At 63.7% G+C, this 16549-nt stretch carries 12 protein-coding genes, 1 tRNA gene and 3 pseudogenes; 7 read left to right on the forward strand and 9 right to left on the reverse strand.

Annotation, left to right across the window (positions count from 1 at the left end):
- Window position 1 precedes the first annotated feature (1 nt).
- The 3 genes from ACHMW8_RS25255 to ACHMW8_RS25265 all read right to left on the reverse strand — a co-directional run bounded on the left by ACHMW8_RS25255 (window position 2) and on the right by ACHMW8_RS25265 (window position 2495).
- Window positions 2-1066, reverse strand: a complete 1065-nt coding sequence (locus tag ACHMW8_RS25255) for a glycosyltransferase (RefSeq protein WP_395446054.1) — start codon at window positions 1064-1066, stop codon at window positions 2-4.
- 131 nt (window positions 1067-1197) lie between these two features.
- Complete coding sequence (locus tag ACHMW8_RS25260; protein ID WP_395444160.1) at window positions 1198-2160, reverse strand: hypothetical protein; 963 nt, start codon at window positions 2158-2160, stop codon at window positions 1198-1200.
- A gap of 77 nt (window positions 2161-2237) precedes the next feature.
- Entirely contained in the window at window positions 2238-2495 is a 258-nt protein-coding gene (locus tag ACHMW8_RS25265) for a hypothetical protein (protein ID WP_395444161.1), read from the reverse strand.
- A gap of 780 nt (window positions 2496-3275) precedes the next feature.
- Here ACHMW8_RS25265 and ACHMW8_RS25270 point away from each other — a divergent pair.
- Genes ACHMW8_RS25270 through ACHMW8_RS25280 form a run of 3 tightly spaced genes read left to right on the forward strand, consistent with a single transcriptional unit; the run spans window position 3276 to window position 6226 of the window.
- Window positions 3276-3578 carry a hypothetical protein gene (locus ACHMW8_RS25270; RefSeq protein WP_395444162.1) on the forward strand — a complete coding sequence of 101 codons (303 nt, stop codon included), beginning with the start codon at window positions 3276-3278 and terminating at the stop codon, window positions 3576-3578.
- Window positions 3550-5739, forward strand: a complete 2190-nt coding sequence (locus tag ACHMW8_RS25275; protein ID WP_395444163.1) for a DUF1800 family protein — start codon at window positions 3550-3552, stop codon at window positions 5737-5739. Before ACHMW8_RS25270 ends, ACHMW8_RS25275 begins: the two co-directional genes overlap by 29 nt.
- Window positions 5645-6226, forward strand: a complete 582-nt coding sequence (locus tag ACHMW8_RS25280; RefSeq protein WP_395444164.1) for a DUF1501 domain-containing protein — start codon at window positions 5645-5647, stop codon at window positions 6224-6226. Before ACHMW8_RS25275 ends, ACHMW8_RS25280 begins: the two co-directional genes overlap by 95 nt.
- A gap of 49 nt (window positions 6227-6275) precedes the next feature.
- On the opposite strand, the pseudogene galE reads toward ACHMW8_RS25280, so the two are convergent.
- Both galE and ACHMW8_RS25290 read right to left on the reverse strand, forming a co-directional pair.
- Window positions 6276-7258, reverse strand: a pseudogene (gene galE / locus ACHMW8_RS25285) (UDP-glucose 4-epimerase GalE).
- Between the two features lie 48 nt (window positions 7259-7306).
- On the reverse strand, window positions 7307-7960 hold the full coding sequence (locus ACHMW8_RS25290; protein WP_395444165.1) for a sugar transferase: 654 nt from the start codon (window positions 7958-7960) through the stop codon (window positions 7307-7309).
- A 625-nt stretch (window positions 7961-8585) separates the two neighbouring features.
- Between ACHMW8_RS25290 and ACHMW8_RS25295 the strand changes: the two genes are divergently transcribed.
- Window positions 8586-9113, forward strand: a complete 528-nt coding sequence (locus ACHMW8_RS25295; RefSeq protein WP_395444166.1) for an antirestriction protein ArdA — start codon at window positions 8586-8588, stop codon at window positions 9111-9113.
- Between the two features lie 108 nt (window positions 9114-9221).
- Here ACHMW8_RS25295 and ACHMW8_RS25300 read toward each other — a convergent pair whose 3' ends face one another.
- Window positions 9222-10400 carry a tyrosine-type recombinase/integrase gene (locus ACHMW8_RS25300; protein ID WP_395446055.1) on the reverse strand — a complete coding sequence of 393 codons (1179 nt, stop codon included), beginning with the start codon at window positions 10398-10400 and terminating at the stop codon, window positions 9222-9224.
- 857 nt (window positions 10401-11257) lie between these two features.
- A complete protein-coding gene (locus ACHMW8_RS25305) occupies window positions 11258-11755 on the reverse strand; it encodes an Lrp/AsnC family transcriptional regulator (protein WP_395444167.1) in 498 nt (165 codons plus the stop codon).
- A 117-nt stretch (window positions 11756-11872) separates the two neighbouring features.
- On the opposite strand from ACHMW8_RS25305, the pseudogene ACHMW8_RS25310 reads away from it, so the two are divergent.
- Window positions 11873-12484 (forward strand): annotated as a pseudogene (locus ACHMW8_RS25310) (S41 family peptidase); the annotation flags it as partial.
- On the forward strand, window positions 12483-12938 hold the full coding sequence (locus ACHMW8_RS25315; protein WP_395446056.1) for a S41 family peptidase: 456 nt from the start codon (window positions 12483-12485) through the stop codon (window positions 12936-12938). The pseudogene ACHMW8_RS25310 and the gene ACHMW8_RS25315, both read left to right, overlap by 2 nt.
- A 606-nt stretch (window positions 12939-13544) precedes the next feature.
- Here ACHMW8_RS25315 and ACHMW8_RS25320 read toward each other — a convergent pair.
- Window positions 13545-14585, reverse strand: a complete 1041-nt coding sequence (locus ACHMW8_RS25320) for a tyrosine-type recombinase/integrase (RefSeq protein WP_395444168.1) — start codon at window positions 14583-14585, stop codon at window positions 13545-13547.
- A 224-nt stretch (window positions 14586-14809) separates the two neighbouring features.
- Window positions 14810-14900: transfer RNA gene (locus ACHMW8_RS25325), tRNA-Ser, on the reverse strand.
- Between the two features lie 69 nt (window positions 14901-14969).
- Between ACHMW8_RS25325 and ACHMW8_RS25330 the strand changes: the two are divergent.
- Window positions 14970-16548, forward strand: a pseudogene (locus ACHMW8_RS25330) (exopolysaccharide biosynthesis polyprenyl glycosylphosphotransferase).
- The last annotated feature ends 1 nt before the right edge of the window (window position 16549 follow it).

Genomic DNA, 16549 nt, shown 5'->3' on the forward strand with positions numbered 1-16549 from the left:
ATTAAACTAACCCCTTAATCATCGCGGCCTCAATAGCGTTGCGCGTCTGAGCCTCGATCGCCGCCGACGTCATGCTGGCCATGACGTGGGCGCGAGCGCTTTGAGCTAACCGCTCGGCTAGCACGCGGTCGTTCAGAAGGGTCTGGACCTTCTCCGCCAAGTCGGCTGCGTCGCTTGGACGGCAGGTTAGAGCGGTGCGACCGTCGATGCTGACATCTGTCACGCCAGTCGGTAGGGCGCTGGCGACGACCGGCGCGCCGCAGAACATCGCTTCTAGCTGCGAAATGCCGAACGCCTCGGTGATCTCGGTGGAAGGGAAGGTGTAGACGTCAATCGAAGACAAGAGGGAAAGCTTGGTGCCGTGATCCACCTTGCCCAGGAAGTGTATGCGGTCAGCGACTCCCAGCTTCGCGGCAAGCGCCTCGGCGCTTTGGCGGTATGGCCCGTCCCCCGCAATTGCGGCGTGTACCCCCGGCATCTGCGCGATCGCGCGGACAAGTACGTCGAGGCCCTTATAGCGCGCGTGACGCCCCAGGAAGCCTATCAGCGGGGCGTCCCCGGCCAAGTCCTTGCGCCAAGCGGCAGCCCGGGCCTTCCCCTCAGCATTCAGTACATAGTGCTCCGGCTCGACACCTAAAGGCACGGCTAGCATCGTCTCTGTCTTGGGCAGATCGCGAGACAGGTTCGCATTCTTGATTGAGGTCACGATCACCAACTGCGCGGCGCGGACTAGGCGAGCGTAGAGCGCGCGGGACATTTCGCGCAAACCCAGCCGGCCGCGAATGTCCATGTGGTGGGTAATCACCAGTGCCGGACGCACCTTTGCGCGCGCCAGAAGAGGCAGGAGCAACGCGTTCGCGAACGGATTTGGCGCATGGAAGTGCACGAGATCGAAGTTTGAAAGGTCGATGCCGTCGAATAGGCGCGGCGCCACGGGCTGGTTCGAGACGGTGACCCAAGGCTTACGCCGCACGACACAAACGCCGTCGACCACCTCTTTGGAATCGCCGCCGCCGGCATGCGCATTGACAAGCGCGGTCACGTCGTGTCCGCGGTCGCAAGAGATCGCGCTACGGCAGCCGTGTTATCTTCGATCCCCCCCATGAAGGGAGGATAGTATTTACCAACAACGAGAATTCGCGCCACTATCGGAAGCCCCACCCACCGGCGCATCGGCGCTCTAGCCGTTGGCTTCTCTCATGCCAACACGACAATTGCGAGGCTATCGTCGACGCTGACGCGCAAAAGATCATTTTGAGCTTCTAGGCGCGTCGATGATAGGCACCCGTCGTCTCGGAACCGGTGAAGCCGCACGGTGCGAGGGCGCCCGCGCAGGCGAAGGTTCAACGGAGCCCGCGCGGCTGGTGTCAGGGTTTTGGCATGCGCGTCCCATCCCTGGCTTCCTCGCCAGACGGCCACCAGATTAGCTCCGTCACGGCGACGAAACCCCATGCAGACCAGATCCGCGGGGCCGCGCTCGACCCTGACCGACAACGGCTGTCCCTTGTATTTTCGGGTGCCGTCCGGCCTAAACTGTGCCAGCAGGTTTTTCACCGCGTAGTAGGAAGGCGTCGGCGAGAGGTCGTTTCGCAGAAGCCCGAAGCTGCTTTCGGGATCCGTATCGCCGCGATCGAAGCTAGAAACGCCCTCATAGAGATAGGTCCGCTTCACGCCATTGTGGAAACACCACAGCAGTAGACGCGGGATGTAACGCGTCTTGATCGCCTCTGGCACGGGTAGGTGCTGTTTCCGTGTGGCGAGCGCGGTGTGGTAGCCGGTCTCGGTGATCACAACCGGGCGGTCTCCAAACACGCGGCGCGCACCGTCGATATGTAGTTGCAACGAGGCGTGTGTAGTCGTCTCCGGATTGAAGTGCCCAGGATAGGGGTGGATGTTAGCGTCATCAACTACGTCAGCCATGGGCTCAGCCAGTCTGATCTGCGCCTGGATCAGACTGGGCCCCAGCACACGAACATCTTTGAGATCTGCCGAAGCCCTGACCGCCTCATATAGCCGTTGCTGATATTCTTTCAGCAAGGCCGGGCCTGCGGGTGAACGACCGACCATGGGCTCGTTCGGCCCCTCAAAGAAGTCGACCGCACCGTCACACCAGTCGTAGATTCGCGGCGTCAGTTCCGTGGGAATCCCGAACGGGGGCATGGACCCCATCGAAACAGACCAGCGAAAACCGGAAACCCAAGGCCGCCGCAGTGCGGATCTTGAGAAACTGATCGGCGTCACGCCCCTTGCGGAATGAAGAATCCGAGATCCTCTCGATAACGCTGAACGCCGAGATCGCTGAGCATCAGCATAACTCTATCAAACATCTTGGCGTACGGGGTCTGGGCCTGCCCAAAATGGCCGTTCAGCCCTACTGACGCCAAGAAGGCGTCAGCATCGAGCCAACGCAGGTCTCTAGGAAATCCAAAGGTGGCTCCCATGGCCGCCGCAAGACCGCCCGAGATAAGAAAACGACGATCCGGCAGCACTTCCATCCTATCCACGCTCCACTTTCACTGATCGCTACTCATCTACTCGCAGTTGGATCGTCGGTCGGCTCCGGCGTGATATTCTAAGCCCGCCCTGCGAAATTGTCTGAGCACCGCGACTTTCCTATGAAAGTTTGGCGGTTTCTCGACTGAGCAATGCGGCTCAAGAATTCTGCACTGCGACGCCACACCTATACAACGGCAACTACATCAGGCTGCCTGTGAAAGCAAAACAAGCTTCCCGGCAACAAGAGAGCGTTTATAATTCGGTAATTAAGTCTCCAAACCGACATAGCGCGACGCTCAATAATTGAGCAATCGCAACAATCGACAGATATGCCAAAAACCTTGATGCGATATCCTGCCACATTACGTGCGCAACACCCTTCGTATACATGGCATTCAACCTTCATGGTCTGTGACGCATATCCGGAGACGCAAGTGACGTTTGGTGTCGGCTGCCGCGCCAGCAAAGCGGACCTCGAATGTCCACTGCGGGTCGAGACAGCTCGGCCGTCAGCCCTGCGTCGCGACCAGCATGGTCTCGGAGAGGTTCGGGAGATCCTGCGTATGGATCGTTAGGCCCCGGGTACAACCTCCCACTGCTCGTTCCTGACCTCAACCCCAGACGCGCCCCCTGGGCGCGCCAAGGATTTTGTATGCGTACCAAGTATTTCGGATTTCGCGGCGTGTCTCAGCCTGGCGCTTTCCGTGTCCGCCTGTAGTGCTCAAAACAACAAGACCTCGGCAAGCGCGAGCACGCCCGCTGAGAGCTCTCCCGCTCGCATGAGCCCTGTTCGGCTCGCTCTGGGCGGCCTTACGGCCGAAATCGCCGCCCGCCTCGCCAAGCAGGCTACCTTTGGACCTACCCCGGCGCTGATCGATCACATGGTGGCCTTGGGCAGCGAAGAGGCTTGGATTGATGAGCAGTTTGACCTGCGCGCCAGCACCTACGCAGATTTGGCATCTAGACCGGTGCCTACCAGCTTCTGCCAGGGCACAGCGGGCCAGGAAGCACTGTCCTGCAATCGCGACAACTTTCAGGGTGACTCCGGTAGGAATGCGCTTTTACGCGAATGCTATCAGTAACGATGACCAACTGCGCCAGCGCGTTGCTTTCGCCCTCTCGCAGATCATCGTGGCCTCGGATCTTGAGGTTCACACCACCGCCGGCCTAGCGGCCTTCAACCAGATCCTGCTCGACGGTGCCTTCGGCAATTATCGCGACACCCTCAAGGCGGTCACGCTGAACCCGTACATGGGCGACTTCCTGGACATGGCGGACAGCGACAAGAGCCAACCTAACGAGAACTACGCACGCGAGCTGATGCAGCTCTTCTCGGTCGGCACGACACTTCTAAACGCTGACGGCACGCCGCAGACCGATAACTCCGGCGCGACGATCGCCACCTACAGCAACAGCGACGTCAAGGAAGTAGCCCGCGCCCTCACCGGCTGGACTTATGCGCGCCTCAACGGCGCGGCCGTGACCGACAACACGAAGCGGGACTATTCCAAGCCGCTCGTTCCCTATAACGCGCGCTTCGATACTGGAGCCAAGTCCTTCCTGGGAGCCAACGTTCAGGCCAACGCAAGCCAGTCCGCCAATATCGACGCGGTTGTCGACACCCTCTTCAACCATCCGAATACCGGCCCGTACATCTGCAAGCGGCTGATCCAGCAGCTGATCGTCGCCAACCCCACGCCAGCCTATGTCGGACGCGTGGCCGCGGCCTTCGCCGACAACGGCTCGGGCGTGCGCGGCGACATGAAGGCTGTGGTGCGCGCCATCTATCTGGACAGCGAGGCCCGCGTGGTCTCGCAACTGCCGGGAAAGGTGAAGGAGCCCGTGCTCCTGGCCACCTCCCTAGCGCGCGCCATCGGCTTCAAGACCGATGGCTATGCCTTCTTGATGCGCGACACCAACATGGGGCAGCAGCCTTTCCGCGCGCCGTCGGTATTCAATTACTACCCGTACGATTTCCCGCTGCCGCAAGGCAACGGCCTGGTCAGCCCGGCCGGCAAGCTGATGACCACCTCGACGGTGATCGCGCGCCATAACTTCATCTACGACTTCACCCTCGGCGGCGATGCGAGCCGTCCGGAGTTCGCGGTCCAAAGCGGCCTGACCGGTTCGGTTGGCAGCCAGCCAAACTGGGCTCAGTGGGAAGCTCTCACGGCGGACCAGGCCCTCGATCGCATCAATCTGCTGATGTTCAACGGCACGATGACCGCCGCGCAGCGCCAGGCCATCGCGGCAGCCATGTCCGCCTACAAGAGCAGCGATCCAGTCCTGCAGCGCGTCGACGCGTGCAGACAGCGCTCTACGTCGTCGCTTCGTCCCCCCTCTTCCAAGTCGATCGGTAAGCGTATGTCTGTTTCTCGTCGCGAAATCCTGAAATTCACGGCTGGTGGCTCGGCCCTCGCTTCCCTCGGCCAGCTTACGCTTTCCAGCGCCCTGGCCGCTGATTCCGGCGCGTACCGCGCCATGGTCGGCGTCTTCCTCTTCGGCGGCAATGACGCCTGGAACATGGTCGTGCCCAACGACAGCCGCTACGTCGACTACGCCAAGCAGCGCGGCTCCAGCATCGCGCTCGCCCAGAGCAGCCTTGTGCCTTTGACCGGGACCGCCTTTGGCCTGCACGCGGCCATGGCCCCCCTGAAGACGGCATGGAATGAGGGTGCGCTCGGCGTGGTGCTTAACACCGGCACCTTGTTCACGCCGTTGACCAAGGCCCTCTACACGAACCGCCCGGACCTGCGGCCGCTGAACCTGATGTCCCACGAGGACCAGCAATATCAGTGGCAGGGCATGCGCACGCGCTCAAAAAATGTCGACGGCTTCATGGGCCGCCTCAACGATCGCGCCCAGGCCAGCGGCCTTCCGCCGTTGATCTCGATCTCGGGCGCCCAGCTGGCCCTGCTGGGCAACACCAGTTCCCCGCTCATCCTTCCTTCGTCGGGCGGCCTGCAGCGCAACGCCTACAGCGTCGGAACGATCGACCCGACGGCCAAGCCGCGCCAAGCCGCCATCGACGTTCTCGCTGATCGGTTCGTCGTACGGCGCAGTGACCGACCTGACCAGCAAGAGCATGTCGTCGTCGTACGCCCAGGCTGTGGCGGTCAACGCGACCATCACCTCGACGACCTCGGCGGTGGACAAGTTCTTTGTAAACCCGACGACCGGCGCCGCACTGACGTCCGACGTCTCCAAGCAGTTACAACGCGCCGCGCGGATGATCGAGGCTAGAAACACCCTTGGCCACGCCAAGCAGACGTTCTTCGTAAGCCAGGGCGGCTACGACACCCACACCCTCGAACTGTCGGCGCACAACGCGCTCTACGGTGATCTCGCGATGGCTCTGGCGGCTTTCTACAATGCGATGAAGGCCCTGAGTTTGCAAGACAACGTCACCGCTTTCACGATGTCAGACTTTGGCCGCGTTTATAAAGGCAACGCCAGCGGCGGGACTGATCACGCCTGGGGGTCCAACCATCTCGTGCTGGGAGGCGCCCTCGCCGACGGCAAGGTGCACGGCCGCTATCCGGATGTGACCTTCGGCGGGAACGAGGACAGCTCCAACGACGGCCGCTGGATCCCGTCGATCGCCACCGAGGAATATATTGGCGCGATCGCCCGGTGGTACGGCGTTAGCGCCGCCGACCTCCCGTACATCTTCCCCAATTGGTCCGCTTGGAACGGTGGCGGGCGAGGCCCCGTGCCTCTATTTAGTTGATAACTATCCGGGGCCGGACGATCTCATCGTTCGGCCTCATCCAAATGATCTAGGATCTCGCGCCTTGGGCCTGATGCCAGCGCCAGGCGCTGGACAGGATGGCGTCGAGATCGCGCGACGGGTTCCAGCCCAGCTGCGCGCGGGCCTTGGCGTTGTCGCCGACCAGGATCGGGGCGTCGCCTGGCCGGCGCGGGGCCATCTGGGGTCGCCAGAGGCTTGCCGACCGCGCGCCCGACGCCGTCGACCAGCTCGCGCACCGTCGTCCCTGTGCCGGTGCCAAGATCTGTAGAATTCCGACAATCCGCCCGCCAGGAGACGCTTGAGCGCCGAGACGTGGGCGTCGGCGAGGTCCAGCACGTGGACATAGTCGCGCACCGCCGTGCCGTCGCGGGTGTCGTAGTCGTCGCCGAAGATCGTGAAATGCGAGCGCTTGCCCAGCGCCACGTCGATCGCCAGCGGGATGGCGTGGGTCTCCGGCTCGTGCCACTCGCCGATGCGGCCCTCGGGATCAGCGCCGGCGGCGTTGAAATAGCGCATCACGGCGCTCTTGAAGCCGACATAGCGGTCGTAGTCGGCCAGGGCCTGCTCAATCATCAGCTTGCTGCGGCCATAGGGATTGAGCGGCGCCTGCGGGTGATCCTCGGCCATCGGCAAGGTCACCGGATCGCCGAAGGTGGCGCAGGTCGAGGAGAACACCAGGGCCTCGACCCCGGCCCGCCGCGCCGCCTCGACCAGAGTGATGGTCCCGCCGACATTGTTATCGAAGAAAGCGCCGGGGTTCTTGACCGACTCCCCGACCTCGATGCGGGCGGCGAAGTGCAGGACGGCGACGGGCTTGTGCTGGGCGAAGACCGCGTCCAGCCGCGCGGCGTCACGGATGTCGCCGACTTCCAGCGGTCCCCACTGGACATGCTCGCGATGGCCGTTCGACAGATCGTCGAACACCACGGGCCGAAAGCCCGCCGCGGCCAGCGCCAGGCAGCAGTGCGAGCCGACATATCCGGCCCCGCCGGCCACAAGTACGGTTTGCATTTAAATCCCCGGCCGCGAAGAGATCGAACTCTGTCGCCGCTTCAACACCTAGTAGGCGTTTTCCGCCATCAACAGATGCGGCACGGTCATCAGGATGATGCGAACGTCGTCACCGAAAGACCAGCCTTCGATGTAGTCGTTATCTGCGTCGACGCGGGCGGCCATGGCCTCGATCGCGTTGGTGCCGCCGCGAAGGCCCTTGATCTGGGCTAGGCCGGTCAGGCCCGGACGCGTGCGGAAACGAAGGTGATAGTTGGCGATCAGCGCGCCATATTGCGCGTCGTGAGCCAGGGCGTGCGGGCGCGGGCCGACGATCGACATGTCGCCGCGCAACACATTGATGAGCTGGGGGAGCTCGTCGATACTCGTCTTGCGGATGATCTTGCCGAGCGTCGTGATCCGGTCGTCATCACGCTTGGCCTGGACGACCTTCGAGCCGTTCTCCTGACACCGCATCGAGCGGAACTTGAAGATCGTGAAGGCCTGACCGTTCAGCCCGCCGCGCGATTGCCGGAACAACACCGGGCCGGGCGATTCCAGCTTGATCAGAATGGCGACAAGGGCGAGGAGCGGCGCGAAAAACAGCAAAGCGCCGCCCGCGACCAGAATGTCCATCGCTCGCTTGAGCGGATCCTTGGCGACCGGCGACGTTTTCACGGCGCAGGTTCGCTGATCCGCTGACGGATTAGTTGCAATCAGCACGTGGTCCCCACCAGTGTATGTGTCCGGGTCTTTGCCCGATGGTTTAACAAGCCTTTACTAAATCAGCGTTCCGCAAACAACCGCTCTCGGCGGTTGTTAACCAACCTTTCTTCGCAGCGCAGCGATTCCTGCGCATTCAAGTGACATTCTCAGCCCTAATGACGGGCGCCCGGGTGAATATTGACGACTTTAGCCCCCTAAATCAGCGAGCACGGGCGCCTTCGACTGTGACGGAATGCACAGGGTAAACGCTGCCGCAGTTCACTGAACCATCATGAGCGTCGCAAGAATATGCGACGGATCTTTGAGCGCCAGCTCTTGGAGGTTCCCAATACTCGGTGATCAAGACCGAGCCGATAAGACTGCGCGCATTGGCGGGCGGCCGATTCAAGGATGGCGGAAGCTGGTCGGCTCTGCCGGCGTCCACGGAAGACTTGGGGCCAGCCCCCAGCGCGCTGCGAAGCGGCTTTCGCCCAGCTTCGGCCGGTGCCGCTCTCGCGCCGCCGATCCTGCAGCCGGTTCCCCGCAAAGCCGCTCCTTCGCTTGCACCCCCGGTCTCGCCGACGGGCGTCGGGTTTCAGACGCGCCTTGAGCGTCCGCAACCCAACGACCGAAGGAGATCACCATGTCCAGCGCAGCGGACCGGCTATCGCCCAGGATCTATGTCGCTTGCCTAGCGGCCTACAATGCCGGCCACCTCCACGGAGCGTGGATCGACGTCGAGGGCGAGGACGCTATCAAAGACGCCATCACCGCCATGCTCAGCGCCTCCCCTATCGCCGGCGCGGAAGAATTCGCCATCCACGATTACGACGGCTTTGGCGGCGTGAACATCGGCGAGTACGAACCCATCGGTCGGATCGTCGAGATCGCTTGTTTCCTGCGCGAGCGAGGCCGGCTCGGCGCGTTGGTGCTCGATCATGTGGGCGGAAACATCGACGAGGCGATCTCGGCGCTCGATGATGGACACCAAGGCGCCTACGAGAGCTTGGCTGACTATTTCGAGGAATTCACGGAGGAGACGGTCGAAATCCCTGCCCCCCTGCGGCTCTACATCGACTACGAAGCCATGGCGAGAGACGCCGAACTCAGCGGCGAGGTCTTCACGCTCCGGACGGCTCACGACGAGATTCACGTGTTTCTGGCCCGGTGAGGCCGGCGGCTTCTAGAAGAGGCCCCTGCCTGGGGTTTCCGCCTTGATCGCGCGTCCCTCCCCCACTCAGCGATCACTCAAGCCCTGGCGCTGCGGAGCGCCAGGGCTTTAACATTTCTCGGCTGGTAGCGGGCGGGCGCACGCTTTGGCCCACTCCTCCATCAAGGCCCGCCGCTTTTCAAAAAGGTCGCCGCGCCGATAGGCGGCCTCGACCTTGTTGGCGATGGTGTGCGCCAGAGCCATCTCCACCACCTCACCTTGGAAGTCGGTTTCCTCCGCTGCCCAGTCCCGGAAGGTGCTGCGGAAGCCGTGGCTCGTGAGATCGTCTCGGCCCATGCGCCGCATCACGGCGAGCAACGCCATGTTGCTAAGCCCCCGCCCCGCGACCTGCCCCCAGAACACTGGCCCTATCGGGCCGACATCGCCAGGATTCAGGGTCTTGCGGTGTCGCCGCGCTTCGATCTCGAACCAGCTTTTCCGCTGCTGCTCCAGGATTTCCATGGCCGCGTCGCTAAGCGGCACACGATGCTCGCGACCGGCCTTCATGCGCGATGCCGGCACAGTCCAGACCTTGTTGTCTAAATCGATCTCGCCCCAGTCGGCGCCGATGACTTCGCCGGTCCGCGCGGCCGTCAGGATCACGAAGCGTAGGGCGAGCACCCCAACACCAGATTGCGAACGCATCGCGGCCATGAAAGCCGGCATCTCCTTGTAGTCGAGCGCGGCGTGATGCTTGACCTTCGCCACCTTGGCCTTGGCCGGCAGGATCATCTCCAGGTGGCCTTTCCACCGCGCCGGGTTCTCGCCGGACCGGAACCCCTGCACCGTCCCCCAGCTCAAAACCGCCTCGATGCGCCCACGCAGTCGGCTGGCGGTTTCCGACTTGGTCAGCCAGATCGGCTGAACGGCCGCCAGGACGTCGGCGGTCTCGATGTCGGCTAGGCGCTTCTTGCCAAGGTGCGGCGCGGCATAGGTGTTGAGTGTGCTCGACCACTGCGCGACGTGCTTTTCGTTGCGCCAAGCGGCCTTGTTGGCCTCGATGTAGGCGACCATCGCCTCGGCGAAGGTGGGCCCGCTGCTCGCCTCAATCGCCGTCACTTTCTGTTGAACGCCTCGCGCTCCGAGCGGATCGACACCCCGATAACGCTGCATGCGGATGTCGCGAGCCTGCTCACGCGCCTGCGCCAAGCTTACGAGCTGGAGTGGCCCAAGGCCCATCTGCCGTTCACGGCCCGCGTGCCGATAGCGGAAAATCCACGACTTCCCGCCGGTCGGACCGATCTGCAGTAGAGGCCGCCCCCATCAGGATAGCGACCGGGCGCTTGAAGCTGCCGAACGGTCAAGACGGAGAGTCGGTCGTAAACGCGCGCCATGAGCTAACCCACACTTTGACCCCCGCGCGGATCACCCCCCACTTTGACCCCCACTGCGAGGGTCAACGAGAGCGCATAGGACTGGACGCGTCCAGACACGGAAACGCGAGTTTTCCGTGATGAATCAATGTATTTAGCGCGTCTGTGGACGCTGCTGGATTGTCCTGGAAAAGCGGGAATGGCGGAGACGGAGCCAAGATAAAGCATCCGCCAAAGTTCTCCGAAAAGCTCTTATTTTGGATGCTCGGCCGTCTACGCAGGCTGCGCTTGGAACAGTGCGGCGCGGACGCCCCAGGCGCGAGGCGTCTTCCCTCAACCACAACGCCAGGCGCCTACAGGAATCCCCGAGACCAGACATTGGGGATTTCAGGTGAGGGTGGTTAGCTGCCCTTTGGCGCGGCACGTTGGAACACCCAGGGTCGGCATGCGAACTTAGACCCGCGCCGACAACCGGACCTTCGCCCTGGACGAAGCGCGCCCGCGTCGGCGATCTCAATGTCCAGTTTCGGTCGGGCCGCTCGCTTCCGTTCCCGACCCTCTACAGACGATTGGTATGTCCGCTCGGCATGCCGGCGGCCGGATCTGTGGCTACGGTCTGCCCCCTCATTTGAGGGCGGGAGGGGCCACCACGACCGACAGGGCCGTGGTAGCGACCTAATCATTTGGCTTGTGCATGGCGCGCCACTGCGGATGGGGAGGCCCGCTCTGCCTTCAGCCTGCTCCGTAGCGATGCACGGGATGCGCCGCTGGCACATTTCAACCGGTCTGCATTCAGCCGCTTTGGCTCTCCAGGAGCGGTATGGAATTCGTCTGCTTGTAGACACGCTTGATGACCAGAGTCTCATATCGCCGCACTGCGAGGTCACCTTCCAGCATCCGCGTGGTCCACGCGTTGAAATCGGCCATGTCCCGCGCCGAGATCAACAGCGCCACATCGTTCTCGCCCGTCACGTCGGCCAACAGTTGCACCTCGGGGGACGCCGCAAGGCGGGCACGCAACGCCGCGATTCCACGCGCTTCGGCGTGCTCCTGAACCTGAACGAGAACCATGGCGCGCAGGCGAGCGTCGCGCAGCTTCGAAGCCACCACCGCCTCATCCCGTTCGATCCACCCCTCAGACCGAAGACGGCGAATGCGCCGGGTGATGGCGCTGGGCGAAAGGGACACGTGGCGCGCCAACTGCTCGGCTGTCGCGAGACTGTCACCCTGCAGCAGATCCATGAGCTTCAGATCGGTCCCGTCCGGGGGTGACATCTTTGTCGGCGGCATAGCGCCCTCTCTGCAGGTTTCATGCGCGCGAGGCCCCGAATTCGCGCCCCAAGAGCGTCGCCGCGGGCCTAGAAAGACCTTCTCCTACGGGCAACCTTGGCATTTTGGGGACCGACCATGGTGAAAGTTCTGCTCGCGCTGCTCGCCGCCGCGACGATCGGCGCGACGTCCTGCGGCGCGCACGATCAAACGACCGCCACGACGCCGGCGGTCGTACGCCGCCTCGCCGAGGCTCTGGAGCGACGCTTTGTCTTTCCCAATACAGGACAGGCCTATGCGGCCATGCTGCGCCGCAAGCTCGACGCGGGCGGCTACGCCGACATATCCGACGCCGAAACCCTGGCGAAAACGGTGACGGCGGACCTGCAGGCGGTGGCGCGGGACGGACATCTTCAACTTACCGCCCCGCGAGCAGAAAAGCCGGAGGCGACGGCGACAACGGCGGGCGCCCCGCCGCCGCCGCGACGACCCCGGCCCGACCCGATGGAACAGGCTGGCTGGATCGCGCCCAACATCGTCTATGTCCGTTTCAACGCCTTCACGGGCGGCGACGAGGCCATTCAGGTGGCGCGGTTCCTCGACGCCCACGAGGGCGCCAAGGCCTTGATCATCGATGGCCGCACTCACCATGGCGGCGGGCTTGAGGAGATGAACGAGATTTTCTCCCGAATTTTTTCGAAGCCCCGAACCCTCATGGTGATGGAGACCCGCGCGGGCGTGGAAGACGATGGTGAAGACGCCCCCTCTGCGGCTTTTGTGCGCGTCGAAGTTCTCCCGAACGGTTCGACGTTTCGAGCAGCGCGCCGTGCCTGGGCCCAAGACGCCATGGCGCTCCGCCCGGATCTATTATCTCATCTCCGGCCGGACGGTGTCCGCCGGCGAGCATCTGGCGGCCGTGCTCAAGGGAACGGGCCGGGGCCTTCTCATCGGCGAGACGACGGCTGGAGCGGGAAACTACGGCAGTACCGTGGAGTTGCCCGGCGGCTATTCAGCCTTCATTCCTGTTGGCCGCAGCTACTTTCCAGGATCATCTGGATGGGAAGGGACGGGGGTTGCTTCCGACGTAGTCGCGCCTCCAGAATGCGCTCTCACGGAAGCGCTGATCCGTGAGGGAGTCGCGCCCGCCGAAGCTGAGCGCCTCTCATCCACCCACATGCCGTCCGGCCCAATGACGAAACGATAGTCTTGAGGAGATGTCCGTCACGAGGGCTGGCGACGGCGAATTTCGCCCACCGCACACAAGTTACCGAGTCCGTTTCCGGCCCGGCGACCGACCCTCGCCAGCGCCGGTCTCCCCGTCAATTTAGGGCGTGAGTAGCCCGAGAGCGACAATTGCTCGCGGTGGGATCGGAATGTCCGCTTGTCGGTCGGAAGCTCAAGGCGTCTCACCACCCTTCTCAGCCCTTGAGAACGTCCGCTTTCGGGCGGGCGACACCCCCGGCTCCGAGCGTACAATCGGCGGCTCCGGGGTAGCTCTGGGACACCCTGGCGTAAAATAGAGTAGGTGCGCCAGAGACGATTCGAGCGAATGACGTTGGGCACAGAAAAAATCTAGACAGGGTCACTTTTGCGCGGCTTCTCGCGCGCTCCGCTTCACCGTGGGATGCAGGCGGCTGCCCAAGCATCCATCAACTCTCTACGCTTCTCAAGCAAATCGCCGCGCCGATAAGCCGCCTCAACACGATTGGCGATGGTGTGCGCCAAGGCCATTTCTACAACCTCACCTGAATAATCTGTCGTCTCAGCGGCCCAATCACGGAACGTGCTCCGGAAGCCGTGGGTTGTCAGGTCACGCCGGTTCAAAGTCTTGAGCACCTTTAGTAAGCTCATATTGCTCAACCCCTGCCCTTCCCGCATGCCGGGAAAATTGGCCCCAGAGAACTGCCGCTCCTCGGTCGACCGCACGCTCCTTCGCGCCGTTGAGAATGGCGACCGCCTGTGACGAGAGCGGAACGCGATGTTCCTTTTGCCCCTTCATCCGCCCAGCCGGGATGGTCCACAATCCAGACTTCAGGTCGATCTCGCCCGATTCCGCGCCGATGACCTCCCCTGTGCGCGCCGCGGTGAGGATCGTGAACTCCAGCGCGCGCGCCGCGATACCGTTGACGCCCGCAAGCCGCTTCATGAACGCTGGCATCTCCGCATAAGGCAGCGCCGGGTGATGCGTGACCGGCGCGACCTTCGACTTCGCCGGCAGGATCATCTCGAGATGCCCCTTCCATCGCGCGGGGTTTTCGCCCGACCGATGTCCCTGAACCGTCGCCCAGTCGAGGACTGCCTCTATGCGCCCGCGCACCCGACTGGCTGTCTCTGATTTTTCGATCCAGATCGGCTGCAGGGCCGCCAGCACCTGCTTTGTCTCGATTTCATCGAGAGCTAGAGCCCCCATGTACGGAAAGGCGTAGGTGGTTAGAGTGCTGGTCCACTGCTTGGCGTGCTTTTCATTTCGCCAGCCGGCTCGGTTCCCTTTGATGTACGCGTCTACCGCCGCCGCAAAAGTGAGAGCAGTCACCGCCCGCTCAGGAACGAGCTGCACAGCCTCGGGAATCGACGGCGCCGGCGAATGGAACTCGGGCAGGTTTCCGGCCTGCTTTCCACGCCTTGCCTCGAGCGGATCGACACCTTGAAACCGTAGGCGGCGCGCACGCTCTGCCGCGTCCCGGGCCTCGGCGAGCGAAACCATATGCAGCGGCCCAAGGCCCATGCGCCTTTCGCGGCCCGACACCCAATAGCGAAACACCCAAGATCGCCCGCCCGCGCCGGTGACCTGGAGGTGGAGGCCACCACCATCCGGATAAAGCCCAGGCTCAGCGAGTCGCTTGAGCGTCATGACATTCAATCGCTGAACCAAGCGAGGCATGACCGCACCTCAGTCGTTTATACGGTTCTTTATACGGTTCTTTATACGGTCCGCAAACTCATAGGAGCGGATGCGGATGGACGCGCTCGGACTCCAAAAACACGAAAAGGCATCCTAAACGCTTGAATATAAGCGATTTTAGGCACAATCCTGGACTGGCCTGGATGCGATCGGATGACGATGAAGGGGAGGTTTGGCGGAGACGGAGGGATTCGAACCCTCGATACCCTTTTGAGGTATGCCGCTTTAGCAAAGCGGTGCCTTCAGCCTCTCGGCCACGTCTCCTCCTGAGAGGGAGCGGTTCGATAGCCTGTTCGCTTCGGGATGACAACGGCGCTTGTGCGGAAAATTCGCCTGTTAACGCGGCGCTCAGACGGCCTCGCTAGGTTGAACATGGTTTTTCCAGCGACGAGCGTCATGCGTCCAATCCCCTCCCCCGCCTCGAACGTCGAATCCGCTGTCGCCTTCGTCGGCGGGGCGGAGATCGGGTCGCGTGTTTCGGGCGGCTCGGGCGGCGATGCGGGTCGGGGGCGGCGCGGGCCGTTCCGACCGGGCCAGCTGATCCCCTCGCGGGCGCGGCTGGAGGCGCGGCCGCTGGCGCGCGCCTTCCGCATCATCGACACTCTGGTCGCCGCCAGCGTCACGCTGGGGCTGACCGTCGCGGGCCATCCGCTGGTCGCCGGCCTGTGGGCCCTGGCCGTGCTGGTCGCGCTGCGGATGCTCGGCGCCTACGCCTTCCCGCGCAAGCAGGATCTGTCGCGGCACATGGCCCAAGTCGGCCTGGCGCTGGGCGCGGGCCTGCTGGCCGCCGCCGTCGCGCTGCTGCCGTCCGGTCGGGCCGAGGCGTCGGTTGTCTGGATACTGCTGGCCGCCACCGTCGGCCTCGCGGTCCTGCATGTCGCCTGGTGGACGATCATCGCCCGCGGCCGCCAGCTGGGCCGCCTGACGCCCAACGTCATCGTGGTCGGCGCCACGGCCAACGCCCAGCGCCTGATCGAGGCGGCCCTGCGCACGGGCGAAGCCAATGTCCTGGGCGTGTTCGACGACCGCCTGGACCGCGCGCCCGAGAACATCATGGGCGTGCCGGTGCTGGGCGACACGGGCGCCCTGCTCGACCATCGCATCATGCCCTATGTCGACCGCGTGGTGATCGCCGTGCAGTCGACCGCCCAAGGCCGGGTGCGCCAGCTGGTCGAGAAGCTGGGCGTGCTGCCCAATCCGGTGAACCTCTTCATCGACGTCGGCGGTCCGGCCGAGGACGACGCCGCCCTGGCCCGCATCGTCGCGGGCGGCGAGAATGAACTGTCGGGCGCCGCGCCCCAGCGCGCGCCGGGCGTGGATCAAGCGCGCCCAGGACCTGGTCGTGGCGAGCGCGGGCCTGCTGGTCGCCGGTCCGGTCATGCTGATCGTCGCCCTGGCCGTGAAGCTGGACAGCCCCGGCCCGATCTTCTTCCGCCAGCGCCGCCACGGCTTCAACAACGAGGCGATCCTGGTCTGGAAGTTCCGCTCGATGCGCCACGAGATGGCCGACGCCCAGGCCGCGCGGCAGATCAGCGCCAATGACGACCGCGTCACCAGGGTCGGCAAGTTCATCCGCAAGACCAGCCTCGACGAGCTGCCGCAGCTGTTCAACGTGCTGACCGGCGAGATGTCGATCGTCGGCCCCCGCCCCCACGCCATCGGCATGAAGACCGGCGGCGTCGAGTCCGCCAAGCTGGTCGCCGAATACGCCCACCGCCACCGCATGAAGCCCGGCCTGACCGGCTGGGCGGCGATCAAGGGCTCGCGCGGCCCGGTCGACACGCCCGAGAGCGTCCGGCAGCGTGTCGCCCTGGACGTCGAATATATCGAGCGCCAGTCGTTCTGGCTGGACCTCTACGTCATCGTCATGACCATCCCCTGCCTGCTGGGGGACCGGTCGGCGGTGCGCTAGG

The organism is Caulobacter sp. UC70_42 (assembly GCF_044056025.1).
GTDB lineage: Bacteria > Pseudomonadota > Alphaproteobacteria > Caulobacterales > Caulobacteraceae > Caulobacter.